The organism is Colwellia sp. BRX8-7, assembly GCF_014077275.1.
GTDB lineage: Bacteria > Pseudomonadota > Gammaproteobacteria > Enterobacterales > Alteromonadaceae > Colwellia_A.
The window spans coordinates 93,756-109,093 of record NZ_JACGVP010000005.1 but is presented as its reverse complement, the minus strand read 5'-3'; the positions used below and the strand labels follow the sequence as shown (position 1 = coordinate 109,093).

The following is a 15,338-nucleotide window of genomic DNA, read 5'->3' as shown; positions in this document are numbered from 1 at the left end:
CTTATTTGTCATTATTGTCGATTAGATTATCGGTTAATATTGTTAAAAACTTAACCGTTAATTTTATTATAACAAGCTTAAGCTATTTTTCACCTTTAGTTATTGCTTTATTATAAGTTTTTTTATTTTTGTTTTGTACTGTGGCAAGGCTCAGTAAACAACTGCTTGTCAGACCATCGTAATAACGTTAGATGTCCGCCCCAGACGCACCCTGTATCTAATGCATAAATATTGTCAACAGGACAGTGCCCCATTAATGAAGCCCAATGACCAAATATCCAACTATAATTTGTTTGTTTTTGTGTAAACTCAAACCAAGGTTTTATATGGGCAGGTGCTTGCTCAACTGCAAGCTTACATGAAAACTCTAAGCCATAATCGAGTTGGCAATAACGCATTCTGGTCAGTGAGTTAACGGTCACTCGAAATTTTTCATCAGCAGATTTTGCCAAAGACCATAGATTAGGTTCTTCACCATACATTATGGCTAACCAATCATTTCTTAGCGCTGATGCTAGCTTGATATTAACATCGTTTGCTTGTTCCATAGCTTCTGCAGGTGTCCAAAAGGGTGGCAAACCTGCATGACTCATATAAACATTTTCATTGGGTAACTTTTGGATAAGCGGTTGACTAGCAAGCCAACCCATTAACTCATCAACGTCTGCAGCAGCTAATAATTCATCGAAACAATCACTAGCTTTTGTTTTTTTCAAGCCACCATAAATAGCTAATAAGTGCAGGTCATGATTACCTAAAACCACTCGAGCACTATTACCCAGTGCTTTTATATATCTCAGCGTTTTTAAGGAGTCTGGACCTCTAGCAACCAGATCACCCGCTAGCCAAAGCTGGTCAGTTTCAGGCGAAAAGGCAACTTGGTCTAGTAAGGCGCGTAGTTCGTGGTAACAGCCTTGAATATCTCCGACAAAATAGATAGCCATAAACGAAGCGTCGCAGTTAGTTAAGAATGTGTGGCTGAGCTAAACCAAAAACAGGTATCTCAACTTGTTGCAAGTCATTATCATCACTTAGCATTTGGTAATGGCCCTGCATAGTACCGACTGGGGTTTTTAAGATACAACCGCTGGTATAAGTGTACGTGTTGTCTGGGGCTATGATAGGCTGCTTACCGATAACACCTTCACCGGCAACGGTAGAGGTCTTATTGTCGCCATCGGTAATCAACCAATAACGAGACAATAATTTAACCGGTTTATTACTATTATTGGCAATACTAATCGTATAACTAAATACATAGTTCTTTTCGTTTTCAATCAATTGTGAGGCAATATACTCAGTTTTAACGCTGACCGAAATATCATATCCCATAGAAATTGATTCGACTGTAGTTAATGTTGAATCGTCCTTCATAACTCAACCGGGTTATCAGTTAAGAAATTTGCCAGTTTGATATAATCTGTGATCGGTAAGTTCTCTGCACGAAGTCTTGCATCGATACCTAAAGCCGCTAATTGTTCAACCGTAAACAATTTTTTAAAACTATTGCGTATCGTTTTTCTACGTTGGTTAAATGCCGCCAAACAAACTTGGTTAAGCGATTTAATATCTTTTACTGGATTTTTAATCTCACCATGAGGAATTAATCTCACGATAGCAGAATCAACCTTAGGCGCTGGCTTAAAAGCTTCTGGGCCTATTTGCATAACAGGGATAACCTGACACTGATATTGCGTCATGATTGAAAGTCGACCATAGGCTTTACAATTTTCACTAGCAGCCATACGTTGAACAACTTCTTTTTGCAGCATAAAGTGCATATCTTTCACGCTATCTTTAAACGTTAAAAGATGAAAAATAAGTGGCGTAGAAATGTTGTAAGGTAAGTTGCCAAAAATTCTTAAAGGTCGTTCTGCGGTCGCTATTTCACTAAAATCAAATTTAAGGGCATCCGCTTCGTAAATAGTAATTTTATCAGCAATAAAAGGATGATGGCGTAAACGATGGGCAAGATCTCTGTCAAGTTCGACAACAGAAATAGCACCGGCTCGGTCAATAACCGGTTCGGTTAATGCGCCTAATCCAGGACCAATCTCGATAAGATTTTCTCCTGGCTCAGGGTCGATAGCATCAACAATTTTACTGATCACACCTTCGTCATGTAAAAAGTTTTGTCCAAAGCGTTTTTTGGCCTGGTGGCCTAGATGAGTTTTATTATTCATGATTGATTATTTGCTAATTTAATGGCTGTGGTGATTGCTTCAATAAAGCTTCCTGGGTCAGCTAAGTTGGTACCCGCTAATTCAAGTGCGGTACCGTGATCTACCGAGGTTCGAACAAAAGGTAAGCCTAAGGTAATATTAACCGAAGCGCCAAAGCCTTTATATTTCAAGACTGGCAAGCCTTGATCATGATACATAGTTAAAATGGCATCAGCATCACTTAAGTACTTCTCCTGGAAGATAGTATCAGCAGGTAATGGCCCAATAAGCTTGATGCCTTCATCTCTGAGTACATTTAAGGCTGGGATCATCACATCGATTTCTTCTCGACCTAGATGCCCATCTTCTCCCGCATGAGGGTTTATGCCACAGACGTAGATTTTAGGCTCTTTAATACCAAATTTATTAATAAGATCGGTATTTAAAATACGGGTGACTTTTTGTAAACGTTCTGCGGTGATCGCTTTAGAAACATAAGCTAAAGGAATATGCGTTGTCACTAATGCAACTCTTAAGCCTTCTGTCGCCAACATCATCACGACATCGGCACAGTTAGCTTGGCTAGCAAAATATTCTGTATGACCACTGAAAGCGATACCCGCTTTATTAATTAACCCTTTATGCACGGGGCCAGTGACAATAGCATCGATTTCACCAGAGATATTTTTTTCACTGGCAATTCTTAATGTTTCAATGACATAACTACCATTTTCAGCATTAAGCTCACCAGGAATACAAGCCTCAGCCATATCGACAGACAATATCGTTAGTGTCCCAGCTTTTTGAGGTTTAGCGGCTTTCGAAACATCATAATCAATAAATGTGAGTGGTAAACCTAAAACTTCAGCGCGCTCTTGCATTAACTTTTTACAAGCAATTACCACAAGCTCAACGGGCCAATCTTGCTGAGCAATGAAAATGGTTAAGTCTGGGCCAATTCCTGCAGGTTCGCCTGGCGTGATAGCTATACGCTTTGTCATTATTTTGTATCTCGACTAAAAATCTCTACATAGGCTTCATCACGAAGCTCTTTAATCCAACGCGCACTTTCTAAACCAAACTTTCTATTGAATAAAATGCGACGAGCTTTACTTTCATTCATTTGTTCTGTCGCATCAAGTGTTCTTCGACCGGTTAATTGCGCTAAATGCCAACCAAATGAAGTTCTAAAAGGCTTATGCATTTCATCAACTTTTAATCGCGCTAAGGCCGCCTTAAAAGTAGGATCGTAAACATCAGGGTCTGACCAACCTAGATCACCACCTCGCACTGAAGTAGGTCCGTCTGAATACTCTTTAGCTAAGTCGCCAAAATCAGCTTCACCTGCGTTAACTCTGTCCATAAGGCCTAGCAGAATACTTTCAGCTTTGGCTTCACTCAAGATAACAGAAGGTTCAATCAATATGTGCCGTGCTTTCACTTCTTCTACTTCAACGATTTGCAAACCACGAATATCTATAATTTTTACAATACTAAAACCTAAACCGGTACGGATAGGTCCTAAAATTGATTCTTTTTTCTCACCATCAACAATTGATGAGAATAATGTCGGTAATTCATTGATATTTTTCCAACCTAAATCACCACCTTCTAAGGCATTTGAACCGCCTGAAGAAGCAATAGCAATTTTTGCAAAGTCACTGCCGTTATTAAGCAATTCAATTACTTTTTCAGCCCGAACTTTAGCGGCATTCATATCATCTTGTGTTGGATTCGCTGGGAACTCAATCAGTATGTGTCCCAGACGATATTCAACATCAGTATTAATTTTTTCTTCCATAGAAGAAATCAAATTAGCCACGTCTTGTGGTGAAACATAAATACGGCGACTAACACTATTGCGGCGTACCTCGCCAGAAATAAGTTCAGTTCTGACTAGTTCACGATACTTATCGTAATCTGTGCCATCTTTAACAAGATTCTGACGAAACTGGTCTAACGTTAATTTTTCTTCTTTCGCCATATTCGTTAGCGTTTCATCAAGCTGTGCATCACTCACTTGCACACCCATACGTTCGCCTAATTGAGTGATCAACGCATCGTTGATCAACTTTTCAGTGACCTGCGTTCTTAACGCTTTATCTGATGGTAAACTTTGATCATTTTTTAGTGCTTGTTTTTTTATGGTTGCGATTAGGTCTTTTATTTCAGATTCCAAAACAACACCACCATTTACAATGGCTGATACTCGATCAAGTTCAACTTGTTGTGCTTGTACTGGAAAAAAAGATGTTACCGTCAAAGCGCTTGTTAAAAGTAAAAATTTCAATGATTTTTTCATGTATCGTCTATTTCTTATATTTAATTATTGAGAAAGTAAGGGCGTTTGTAGCCAAATATACTTGAGTTGAACATATCTGTAATGTCTTTTGTTCTCATGCTAAATCTTAGCATAAAACCATTGTTGAATTCATCGCGATTTTTATTATTACTCGATGGTTCATCAAAGTTTGCTGTAATATAACGATGATAAGCAAAACTCAGTGACCAACAGCAACTTTGGTACTGTAAACCCGCATAAGTTTCTATGCTTCGATTTTGCTGTAAATCTTGAGTTACTCGGCTAATAACTTGCCAATTTTTATTTATGCTGACATTCCCCGCTAAAGATAGTTGCTCTAATGTTATACCTGAGACATCACGAGTGTATCGATGGTTCAATTGTATTGTTTGATTTTCACCAAAAAGATAATCAATACTGGTTTGACTCTTGTTGGTAACATCATCTTCTGTATTATATTGAATGTCGCTACTGAACTGCCAACTACTATTTATACGAGCGTAGACTTCTGCCGCTAATGCCGAAGCATCGGCTACAATTCCTTGGTTTTCTTCAAAGGTAAAATTACTGTCATTAAGATAAACAATTCGTCCTAAGCTGACCCTAAGTTGTTCTTGATTGGCACTGTCGAGTAAACGACTCGTTATTCCCCAAGAATATTGATTGGCTTGAGCTATCCTATCTAAACCACTAAAACGTTTATCACGAAATAGACCGTTATAGTCATCTTGTAGTGTGGTTGTATCATATAGCCCTATATTACTTTGATCTTTTTCAGGAATATAAAGATATTGCAGTTGCGGCTCTAAGGTTTGTGTAAAACTATTTCCCCAAAAATGACTTTGCCTATCAAAATTAACCCCACCATGAAAACGGACTTTAGGTAATGTTCTGCTTACACTTTCTTCAAGCTCACTTTCCAAAGGAATATTGTCTTGTTGGTAATGGGTTTGTAGTATTTTAAATTCTGAATTCAAAAACCAAGCTGGCGTAACCAAAGGGAAGGTTAAACCCGCTTCAACATGATAGCGCTGTGCGGTTACTTGAGTTTTATCGGCATTGTCAAAATTGGTGACTTCAGAATAGACATCGAATAACCCGTCTAAAACATCAATTTTTTGATGGCTGGCAAGTTCGAGTTGAGCAAGCGCTTTATAGTTTGTTTTATTATCGCCGAGTACTTCAAAGTCTTGTAATTTTACCTTGGCTTGCCAACTATCCGCAAAATAAGCTAATTCACCTGTTTGATATAAGTAAGCATCATTATCATTGTAGTGCTTACTACCAATATCAACTAAATAGTTATCATCACTAATTGTTGTGTAGTCAACGAAAGCGCGAAAGCGCTCTGAAAAGGTGCCAACATGTTGCATACGCACTAAATATCGTGCATCGGTGCTATTTTCTTGTTCATTGTCTTGATCTAGATATTCGAGATCAAATTGTCCTTGTTGTTCATCATGCAAATAACGAAATTCTGTCATTAATTGACTGCCACGCTTCAACATGTATTTTGGGGTAATCGTCGCATCAATATTAGGGGCAATATTCCAGTAATAAGGAATTGACGTGGTAAAACCTGATTTACCTGAATTACCAATTTCAGGATATAAAAAACCCGATTGTCTATCATCACCAATAGGAATCGTAAAATAAGGTAGGTACAAGACCGGCACATTAAAAACTGAAAACCTTGCATTATAAGCTTCTAAATAACGTTCATCTTTAGAAATATTAATTTCGCTGGCATTCATTTGCCAATCAGGTGAAGCGCCATAACAAGTAGTAAAAGAAGAGTCAATTAATGACAAGGTACCTTCTCTAGACACAGAAATAATACCAGCACCACCGTGTCCTGCTATTCCCGCGAGTTGATACTGAGTATTTTTCAAGGTAGTCGCGCCGAGCGATTCACTTATGTTCAATTGGTCGGCAAAAATATCAATGCCTTTATTTTGAAAGTGAATATCGCCCGTGGCCTTAACCGATGAACTTTCTCTATTAAGCTCAATCTCATTAGCAAGAATTGTCTGCTGACTGTTAATCAACATTACATTGCCGGTAAATTTAGCGACTTTATTTTTATTAATACCCGATTTATCAGCTAAAATAGTGATCGCTTTACTCTTTTCAGTAGATTGAGTAGCGGTTAACTGTGGGTAAGTCGGTATAGGGCATTGAGCCATACCATCGAGAATATCGGTAACTTGTTGAGCAACACTATATTTAGCCATTGATAAACAAGTAATTATTAAAATTAAATAGCGCGGAAATGACATTAAAAGTCCGATAGATGAATGATTAAAGCAACAAAGATGAAAGCGAGCCACATTTTATACTCAAACACTTAGATAATATAGCAATTTTCTTTAGGGTGCTAATTCGGTATATTGGTAATACGGGTTGGCATTACTCATTTATGCCCTCACCTAAGATAACTATTAGTACCATTTACTTGAGGAATAGAAAACTTGCCAAGCTCTCGAATTCAAGCGTTACACCTATGGTTGGATAAACAATTTTCAGGCGAACATATTCAATTGACCCCCTTAACTGGCGATGCTGGCTTTCGCTGCTATTATCGCTTTTCGATAAAGGGTCGTTCATTTATCGCCGTTGATGCCCCTAAAGATAAATCTAATAACGCGGCTTTTGTTTTTATGCAAAAGAGTCTTAAGGATAATAATGTCTTAGTGCCTGAAATTATTGCGGCTGATTTATCACTAGGTTTTCTTTGCTTAGCTGATTTTGGTGAAACGCTATTAGCTGATATTTTATCGACTGAAAATATCATTATCACCTATCAAAAAGCTATCGATATTTTACCAAAAATTCAGTCTGCATTGCCCAAGAATACTCAAGAATTACCGCATTATGATCAAGCATTTGTTGAGCTTGAACTGAATATTTTCTCACAATGGTTATTAACTGAGCACCTATCAATTATATTAACTACTGAAGAGCAACAGCAGTTAATAGATTGCTTTTCAATATTAACAGAAAATATGCTGAGCCAACCGCAAGTCTTAGTGCACCGAGATTACCATAGTAGAAATATTATGATCCTCGAGGATAATAATTTCGGCATTATTGACTTTCAAGACGCGGTCATTGGTCCTATCACTTACGATATCGTCTCGTTACTCCGTGACTGCTACCTGAAATGGCCGAACGAGTCTGTTTCATTGTTACTAAACCGCTATATAGATATAATGACAGAGCACTATTCATTAAACGATATCACTCGCCAGCAATGGCAGCGCTGGTTTGATTTAACTGGCTTACAACGCCACATTAAAGCGAGTGGTATCTTTGCCCGTTTACATCATCGCGATAATAAAAGCGGCTACTTAAAAGATATTCCGCTAACACTTAGCTACCTTGTTGAGATCAGTGAAAAATACCCTGAATTAGCCTCTTTACATCAGCTTTTATTAGTAAAAGTACTGCCTGCGATGCAAAATCTTAAAGCGGGTACATTAACATGAAAGCGATGATTTTAGCCGCTGGTCGTGGTGAACGTATGCGCCCCTTAACGGATCATTGCCCAAAACCTTTACTCAGAGTAGCTGGGATCCCGCTAATCGAATACCATATTAATAAACTCGCCCAGTGTGGCATCACAGATATTGTTATTAACTATGCCTGGTTAGGAGAGATGATCGTTGACTATTTAGGTGATGGTAAAAAATTCGGGGTTAATATAAGCTACAGTCCAGAAAATAGTGGTGCACTTGAAACGGCTGGCGGTATTATTCAAGCGCTACCTTTATTAAGCAATAATAACGATAATGAAGCCTTTATGCTGATAAATGGCGATATATTTACTGATGTTAACTTTGCTAACTTACCGACATTAGCCAAAGACCGGTTAGCGCATATCTGCTTAGTTAACAATCCTGATCATAATATAAAAGGTGATTTTATTTTTGATAACAATCAACTCACCAATATTGTAAATCAGTCAGAATCAACACAGAAAAATACTTACACCTTTAGTGGTATTAGTTTATTTCGCACTGATTTTTTTAAAGATAAAAATGCCATGCCAGCATTAAAGCTTGGTCCGATGCTCAAAAGTGCGGTTAGCGACGGTACGGTTTCAGCCAGCATACTCGATTGTGCATGGACCGATGTTGGTACGCCAGAACGTTTAGCGTATCTAAATAGATAAGTTAATCAATTAATAACACAAACAGGTAATATTGATAATGAGAATATGGGGAAAACTTTTAGGCTTTATATTTGGTTTTATGCTGAGTAAAAACCTACTAGGTGCATTAATAGGCATGTTTATTGGTCATAACTTTGATAAAGGCAGAGGCCTTAATTTCAATAATCTTTCAGGCTCGAAAAGCTCAGAAAGTGAACGCCAGAGCGCATTCTTTTACACTTCTTTTTCAGTGATGGGCTACATGGCAAAAGCGAATGGCTTAGTGTCAAAGCATGAAATTGAATTCGCCAATGCTTATATGGACAAATTATCGTTGCAGGGAGAGTCAAGACAACAAGCGCAAGATGCCTTTAGAGAAGGTAAAATGGCGGGTTTTCCACTGAACGATAACCTTGCAAAATTTAAACAAGTTTGCGGAAATCGTCATGATTTATTATTACTCTTTTTAGAGATTCAAATTCAAGTCGCTTTTGCTGATGGTCACCTAGACAGTGATGAACGCCAAGCCTTACACACCATAGCGCAGCAATTAGGCTTTTCAAGTAAAGAGCTTGATAGACTCTTAGAAATGATTATCGCTGGTGCACAATTTCATCAAGGTCAATCAGGTAAAAGCTCTCAATCTCAATTAGAGAATGCCTACAAAGTGTTAGGTGTTGCAGCAGACACACCTGAAAAGGATATTAAGAAAGCTTATCGAAAGTTAATGTCGCAACATCATCCTGATAAGTTGGTTGCTAAAGGTTTACCACCAGAAATGATGGAAATTGCCAAACAAAAAGCACAAGATATTCAAGGGGCATACGAGTTAATCACTAAAAACAAATAACCGCTAATGCCTGTTATTACCAGCAGATATTAGTGCCTAGCTTGCTAGCCGCTCAATGAAAAACGCATACTAGCGTATGCGTTTTTTTTCTTTAAGGTGTTTATTTTCGTTGATAAACACAAAAATCCACATCAAAACTATTTTTGTCATCGGCACTGAGTTTAACGCTACTGGTTAGTTGCCAATCTTCCACCGTATTATATTCAGGAAACTGAGTATCGCCATCGATATCGGCTTTAATATGAGTAATGTAAAGACGGTTAGCGAGGGGTAAACAATGGCTGTAAATAGCACCACCACCAATGACCATCACTTCGTCTACTTCACCCGCTAGCAGTAAAGCTTGCTCGACTGACGTAGCACTGTCTACACCATCAGCGCGGTAGTTTTGGTCACGTGAAATAACAATATTTTGTCTACCTGGTAAAGGACGACCAATAGATTCATAGGTCTTTCGCCCCATAATAATCGGCTTACCTAACGTCGTTTTTTTAAAATAGGCTAAATCAGCCGGTAAGTGCCACGGCATATTATTATCTTTGCCAATAATACGGTTATCAGCATGGGCGACAATCATCGAAAGTAGGGTCATTAACATGGTCTCTCTAAAGGGAATAATTCACTATGTGCTTAATGAAATAACTCATTATTGTTTCACGGGCTTATTTAATATCACTCATCAGGGGATGATAGCGATTTACCCCCTAAAAAAAAAGCTCAAGTAAATTATACTTGGGCTTTTTTATAACAACTAACTAAATGAACAGTGAATAATTACTTACGATATTCAACTTCTACATCGTATTCATCTTCATCCCAGTCTTCGTCACCTAATTCGTCTTCAACGCCGGATACCGCTTCTTCGTGGTAAGTATCCCACTTGAACTCAACCGTTTTATCTTCAGGTGTTTCTTCGATTTCTGGAGGAAGCCCTTCGATAAAAGTCATCACGCCTTGCGTTAGGTCAGCGGTACCAAATTTATTGATAGCAGAGACACTTCGTACTTCGCCAGTCCAATTTAAGCCAGCAACAATACTATCTGTTAGCGCTTTCGCTTCATCTTCTAACATTAAATCAAGCTTGTTAAACACTAACCAGCGCGGTTTAGCAAAAAGTTTTGCTGAATGACGCTCTAATTCACTGATAATAGTTTTAGCGTTTTCAAGCGGATCAGAACCATCGGCAGGCATTACATCAACAAGATGTAATAAAATTCGACAACGCTCTAGATGCTTAAGAAACTGTGTACCTAAGCCTGCGCCTTCTGCTGCGCCTTCAATCAAACCAGGAATATCAGCAATAACAAAACTACGTTGCGTATCTAGGCGAACTACACCTAAGTTAGGCGCCAACGTAGTAAATGGATAATCTGCTACTTTAGGTCGAGCCGCTGAAACACTGCGTATCAAAGTAGACTTACCTGCATTAGGTAAACCTAACAAACCTACATCGGCGAGTAACAATAGCTCAAGCTTGAGACTACGTATTTCGCCCGGTGTGCCATCGGTTTTTTGACGAGGAGCGCGGTTAGTACTACTTTTAAAACGCGTATTGCCTAAACCATGCCAGCCGCCTTTAGCCACTAACATTTTTTGTTCATTGCGGGTTAAGTCACCTAATTGTTCACCGGTGTCTACATCCATAGCACGTGTACCAACAGGTACTTTCAAAATTAAATCTTCTGAACCTTTACCCGTACAATCACGACTTTGACCATTTTGACCGCGCTTAGCACGATGAAAACGCTCGAAGCGGTAATCAATTAAGGTATTCAGGCTTTCGTCAGCCATTAAATAAACGTCACCGCCGTCACCGCCGTCACCACCATTAGGTCCGCCGTATTCAATGTACTTTTCTTTTCGAAAACTTACACAACCGTTGCCGCCGTCTCCGGCCTCAACTCTAATTTCAACTTCATCAACGAATTTCATGGTGCTTTGAAACACTCCAAGATTAAACTATTGCCTTATTATAAGTTATTTTTTGCACTTACGAAAACAAAGTTATTTTTTATACAAAATGAATACCCTTTAAACTAATTAAAGTTACATCATTAAAAGTAAATAAATTTTCAACAACGAGGCGCTTGGTTAAGCAATAGCTGACTATTGGGATTGAAGCAACGAAGTTATTGACTATTTAGGTCATTTAAAAATGAGCCATTAATTAGTGCAATAAGTATTAGATACTCAAGTAATTAAGTATCAAAAAAAAACCCTGCTTAAAGCAGGGTCTTTATTAAGTTTGAGTAACGTTACTAAGCAACAATACTTACAAACTTACGGTTTTTAGGACCTTTAACATCAAATTGTACTTTACCATCAGTTAAAGCAAATAATGTGTGGTCTTTACCAATACCCATGTTTGTTCCAGCGTGGAATTTAGTACCACGTTGACGAACAATAATGTTTCCAGCTAATACAGCTTCGCCACCAAAACGCTTAACACCAAGGCGTTTAGCTTCTGAATCGCGACCATTTCGTGTACTACCTGCAGCTTTCTTATGTGCCATCTTAAATCGCTCCTAATTAGCCGTTAATGCCAGTAATTTTCACTTCAGTGAACCATTGACGATGGCCCGCTTCTTTACGTGAATGCTTACGACGTTTAAATTTAACAATTTTAACTTTATCAGCACGGCCTTGATTTACAATCTCAGCTACTACTTTACCGCCAGCAATGTAAGGCGCGCCTACATTAACTGCTTCGCCGTCAGCGATCATTAAAACGTTATCGAATTCTACTGTTGCACCAATTTCAAGCTCAAGCTTTTCAAGGCGAACTGTTTGTCCTTCAGTTACGCGGTGTTGTTTACCGCCACTTTGGAATACAGCGTACATACCTACTCCGTAAAGCGTCATTTTATTTAGACGCTAGATTTTAAAATATAGGGCGCGAATTCTACGCGAAGATTTTTATTCAGGCAAGTCTAATTCGCATCTATTTCTATTTAATTTACTTATCGATAAACTATTCCGCTACAGCCCTTTATTGCTAAATATTTTCGTGTAAACTCATGCTTCATAAAATCTCTCAAATACAACAACAAAGGTAGCTATAGCCTTCTATGGATATCAAACACATACAAGCCCTCGCTCAAAAAGATATGACAGCGGTAAATAATGTTATTTATTCGCAAATAAATTCTGATGTTGCGTTAATTAATCAGCTTGGCGTTTATATTGTCAATGCCGGTGGAAAACGCATGCGTCCCATGCTAACGGTTCTCGCCGCACGTGCTTTTGGTTATCAAGGTAATGATCATATCTCTATTGCCGCCATTATTGAGTTTATTCACACCGCGACCTTATTACATGATGATGTTGTTGATGAATCAAACATGCGTCGTGGTCGAGAAACTGCTAATGCCCTATTTGGCAATAGCGCCAGCGTACTCGTTGGTGACTTTCTTTATACTCGCTCTTTTCAGATGATGACCAAGTTAGGCAATATGAGAATAATGGATATATTGTCTGATACCACTAACATTGTTGCCGAAGGTGAAGTATTGCAGTTAATGAACTGTAATGACCCTAGCACCACCGAAGAAAGTTATTTTCAGGTTATCTACTGCAAAACAGCGAAACTGTTTGAGGCCGCAACACGTTTAGCAGCAGTTATTGCCGGGCAAGATGAAAAAATTGAAAAAGCGATGCAAGAATACGGTAAATACTTAGGCACGGCTTTTCAATTGGTTGACGATATTATGGACTACACCGCCGATGCTAAAGCGATGGGGAAAAATATTGGTGATGATTTAGCTGAAGGCAAGCCGACTTTACCATTACTTTATGCCATGAAGCACGGTAATGCGCAGCAAAAACAGCTAATAAGCGACGCTATTGAACATTGCAATGGTATGGAGCATTTAGACGAGATACTCGCTGCAATGGAGCAAACAGGCTCTCTCGTGTACACACAAAAGCAAGCAGAGCGAGAAGCGGATAAAGCCATTGATGCGTTAAAAATATTACCCGAGTCTGAACATAAGCAAGCGCTGATATCTCTGGCCCATATTGCTGCAAATAGAAGCGTATAATCATGAAGACCCATTTCGGCTTTTATCTTAATCTTCTTGCTATTTTGTTATTTATTCCAGGGATATTATTACCGATGTTCTCTTTGAGCATGGATGTTAGCGCCACTATTGCCGGACCTGCGCTGACCTCAGAGTTAATTAACAAAGAGCTTTCCCTGTTAACTACAATTCAAGAGCTGTGGCAGAACGATCGTTTATTAGTGTCTGTGCTCATTTTTATTTTCTCTATTTGCATTCCTTTATTGAAAACGGCTTTAGTGGCTTGGTCTTATTTTAAGAGGAAGACTCAGCTAGAAAGAAAAATTATTAGCTTTGTTGGTGCGATTGGAAAATGGTCAATGGCTGACGTTTTTGTGGTGGCAATATTTTTAGCTGTTTTGTCTACTGACCATGCAGAAACAGCAAGCCAACAAACGTTAAGTATTATGGGCTTTAAACTCAATTTAATGATCAGCAGTGAAACACTGTCGGCTGTCGGCCCTGGTTTTTATTTCTTTTGTGCTTATTGTTTACTGTCATTAGTTGGTACGCAGCTGAGTCAAAGTGGTCTAAACAAAAGCCAGCTTAACGACTAGTCCTATAATCTGTTCATCGATATTATCTGTAACAGCATTATCATTGATTATTTTTAGAGATAAAAAAACCGCTAATCTTTACAGAACAGCGGTTTTTTTTATTGCAAAAACGTCAGCCAATAAATATAAATTTACTGCATGAAGCTAATGCTAACGTTCAACAAATTAACCTTTGATGAAGTTAATACCTTCAGTAATGTCAGCTTTCAATGTGTCTAACATATCAACTTTCGCTTTTTCTTCAAAAGCACTTAGTTTACCGTAAGATAAAATTTCGCTAACGCCATTTACGCCTAAACGTACCGGTTGTGCGAAAAATTGTGCATCTTCACCTGCACCTTCAACGTAAGCGTAATCAACCACGTCTTCGCCTTGTAAACCTTTAACTAAAGACATACAAAAACGAGCAGCAGCAGCGCCCATAGATAAAGTAGCAGAACCACCACCGGCTTTAGCGTTAACAACTTCAGTACCTGCGTTTTGAATGCGAGGTGTTAAAGCAGCAATTTCTTCATCAGTAAAAGTAACACCTTCAACTTGTGAAAGAAGTGGTAAAATAGTGGTACCTGAGTGGCCACCAATTACTGGAACTTTAACTTCAGCAACGTTTAAGCCTTTTAATTCAGCAACGAACGCTTCACTACGAATAACATCTAGCGTAGTAATACCAAAGACACGAGCTGCGTCGTAAGTACCTGCTTTTTTGAAGACTTCAGCAACGATAGGAACCGTGCCGTTAACTGGGTTAGTAATAATACCGACTAACGCTTTAGGACAGTTAGCAACAATGCCTTCTGCTAATGTTTTAATAATGCCCGCATTAACCGCGAACAAATCAGCACGATCCATACCTGGCTTACGTGGCATGCCTGCTGGAATTAAAACGATATCAGCGCCTGTTAATGCGTCGCCTAATGCGTCAGCACCAAAACCTTCAACGGTAACAGCTGTAGGTATGTGTGATAAATCAACAGCAACACCTGGAACAACTGGTGCTACGTCATACAAAGATAGCTCAGAACCCGCTGGTAATTGAGTTTTTAATAATAATGATAACGCTTGGCCAATTCCGCCAGCAGCGCCTAAAACAGCAACTTTCATTTGATGTCTCCGGTAGTTAAAGAATATTTGAGTAAATACGTAAATTTTCGTGCCCAAAAGATATAGCATCGGCCACTAAAAAACAATTAATATTAAACTATATATGGCATTAGGATACCGTATAATACTTTTAATGAAATAATACTTAAGTCTTA

Annotated in this window: 16 protein-coding genes; 5 read left to right on the top strand and 11 right to left on the bottom strand. The window is 38.6% G+C overall.

All coding sequences use genetic code 11. The annotated features are described in order from the left end of the window. Positions 1 to 122 precede the first annotated feature (122 nt). Genes H4J57_RS06575 through H4J57_RS06550 form a run of 6 tightly spaced genes read right to left on the bottom strand, consistent with a single transcriptional unit; the run spans position 123 to position 6,743 of the window. Positions 123 to 944, bottom strand: coding sequence for a symmetrical bis(5'-nucleosyl)-tetraphosphatase (locus H4J57_RS06575; RefSeq protein ID WP_182221740.1), 822 nt, complete (start codon positions 942 to 944; stop codon positions 123 to 125). A 16-nt stretch (positions 945 to 960) separates the two neighbouring features. Then, positions 961 to 1,374, bottom strand: coding sequence for a Co2+/Mg2+ efflux protein ApaG (apaG, locus tag H4J57_RS06570; protein ID WP_259364818.1), 414 nt, complete (start codon positions 1,372 to 1,374; stop codon positions 961 to 963). Then, positions 1,371 to 2,183 (bottom strand): 16S rRNA (adenine(1518)-N(6)/adenine(1519)-N(6))-dimethyltransferase RsmA, encoded by an 813-nt coding sequence (gene rsmA, locus H4J57_RS06565; RefSeq protein WP_070375746.1) that lies wholly within the window; start codon positions 2,181 to 2,183, stop codon positions 1,371 to 1,373. The genes apaG and rsmA overlap by 4 nt, the downstream gene beginning before the upstream one ends. Further along, positions 2,180 to 3,163: a 4-hydroxythreonine-4-phosphate dehydrogenase PdxA gene (gene pdxA / locus H4J57_RS06560; RefSeq protein WP_220465259.1), complete on the bottom strand. Its 984-nt coding sequence runs from the start codon at positions 3,161 to 3,163 to the stop codon at positions 2,180 to 2,182. Before pdxA ends, rsmA begins: the two co-directional genes overlap by 4 nt. Beyond that, positions 3,163 to 4,464 carry a peptidylprolyl isomerase SurA gene (surA, locus tag H4J57_RS06555; RefSeq protein WP_182213745.1) on the bottom strand — a complete coding sequence of 434 codons (1,302 nt, stop codon included), beginning with the start codon at positions 4,462 to 4,464 and terminating at the stop codon, positions 3,163 to 3,165. Before surA ends, pdxA begins: the two co-directional genes overlap by 1 nt. Positions 4,465 to 4,484: 20 nt before the next feature. Then, on the bottom strand, positions 4,485 to 6,743 hold the full coding sequence (locus H4J57_RS06550) for an LPS-assembly protein LptD (protein WP_182221739.1): 2,259 nt from the start codon (positions 6,741 to 6,743) through the stop codon (positions 4,485 to 4,487). Between the two features lie 192 nt (positions 6,744 to 6,935). Between H4J57_RS06550 and H4J57_RS06545 the strand changes: the two genes are divergently transcribed. From H4J57_RS06545 to djlA, 3 genes are read left to right on the top strand one after another with little or no spacing between them, the layout of a single operon-like run. Continuing rightward, positions 6,936 to 7,952 carry an aminoglycoside phosphotransferase family protein gene (locus H4J57_RS06545; protein WP_182221738.1) on the top strand — a complete coding sequence of 339 codons (1,017 nt, stop codon included), beginning with the start codon at positions 6,936 to 6,938 and terminating at the stop codon, positions 7,950 to 7,952. Further along, positions 7,949 to 8,638: an N-acetylmuramate alpha-1-phosphate uridylyltransferase MurU gene (gene murU / locus H4J57_RS06540; protein ID WP_182242297.1), complete on the top strand. Its 690-nt coding sequence runs from the start codon at positions 7,949 to 7,951 to the stop codon at positions 8,636 to 8,638. Before H4J57_RS06545 ends, murU begins: the two co-directional genes overlap by 4 nt. Positions 8,639 to 8,675: 37 nt before the next feature. Further along, positions 8,676 to 9,467: a co-chaperone DjlA gene (gene djlA / locus H4J57_RS06535; RefSeq protein ID WP_070375740.1), complete on the top strand. Its 792-nt coding sequence runs from the start codon at positions 8,676 to 8,678 to the stop codon at positions 9,465 to 9,467. 100 nt (positions 9,468 to 9,567) lie between these two features. Here the strand turns inward: djlA and folA are convergent, their stop codons facing one another. From folA to rplU, 4 genes are all read right to left on the bottom strand, one after another. Next, positions 9,568 to 10,059: a type 3 dihydrofolate reductase gene (gene folA / locus H4J57_RS06530; protein ID WP_182221736.1), complete on the bottom strand. Its 492-nt coding sequence runs from the start codon at positions 10,057 to 10,059 to the stop codon at positions 9,568 to 9,570. Positions 10,060 to 10,241: 182 nt separating this feature from the next. Continuing rightward, positions 10,242 to 11,399, bottom strand: a complete 1,158-nt coding sequence (gene cgtA / locus H4J57_RS06525) for an Obg family GTPase CgtA (RefSeq protein WP_070375739.1) — start codon at positions 11,397 to 11,399, stop codon at positions 10,242 to 10,244. 326 nt (positions 11,400 to 11,725) lie between these two features. Further along, complete coding sequence (rpmA, locus tag H4J57_RS06520) at positions 11,726 to 11,980, bottom strand: 50S ribosomal protein L27 (protein WP_070375738.1); 255 nt, start codon at positions 11,978 to 11,980, stop codon at positions 11,726 to 11,728. Positions 11,981 to 11,996: 16 nt separating this feature from the next. Then, the gene (gene rplU, locus H4J57_RS06515) at positions 11,997 to 12,308 is read right to left on the bottom strand and encodes a 50S ribosomal protein L21 (protein ID WP_070375737.1); all 312 of its coding nucleotides are present in this window, start codon (positions 12,306 to 12,308) and stop codon (positions 11,997 to 11,999) included. 227 nt (positions 12,309 to 12,535) lie between these two features. Here rplU and ispB point away from each other — a divergent pair, with 227 nt between their 5' ends. Beyond that, a complete protein-coding gene (gene ispB, locus H4J57_RS06510; protein ID WP_182221735.1) occupies positions 12,536 to 13,507 on the top strand; it encodes an octaprenyl diphosphate synthase in 972 nt (323 codons plus the stop codon). Positions 13,508 to 13,509: 2 nt separating this feature from the next. Beyond that, positions 13,510 to 14,082 (top strand): paraquat-inducible protein A, encoded by a 573-nt coding sequence (locus H4J57_RS06505; protein WP_182213756.1) that lies wholly within the window; start codon positions 13,510 to 13,512, stop codon positions 14,080 to 14,082. A gap of 165 nt (positions 14,083 to 14,247) precedes the next feature. On the opposite strand, the gene mdh is transcribed toward H4J57_RS06505, so the two are convergent. After that, positions 14,248 to 15,183, bottom strand: coding sequence for a malate dehydrogenase (mdh, locus tag H4J57_RS06500; protein WP_182213758.1), 936 nt, complete (start codon positions 15,181 to 15,183; stop codon positions 14,248 to 14,250). Between the last annotated feature and the right edge of the window lie 155 nt (positions 15,184 to 15,338).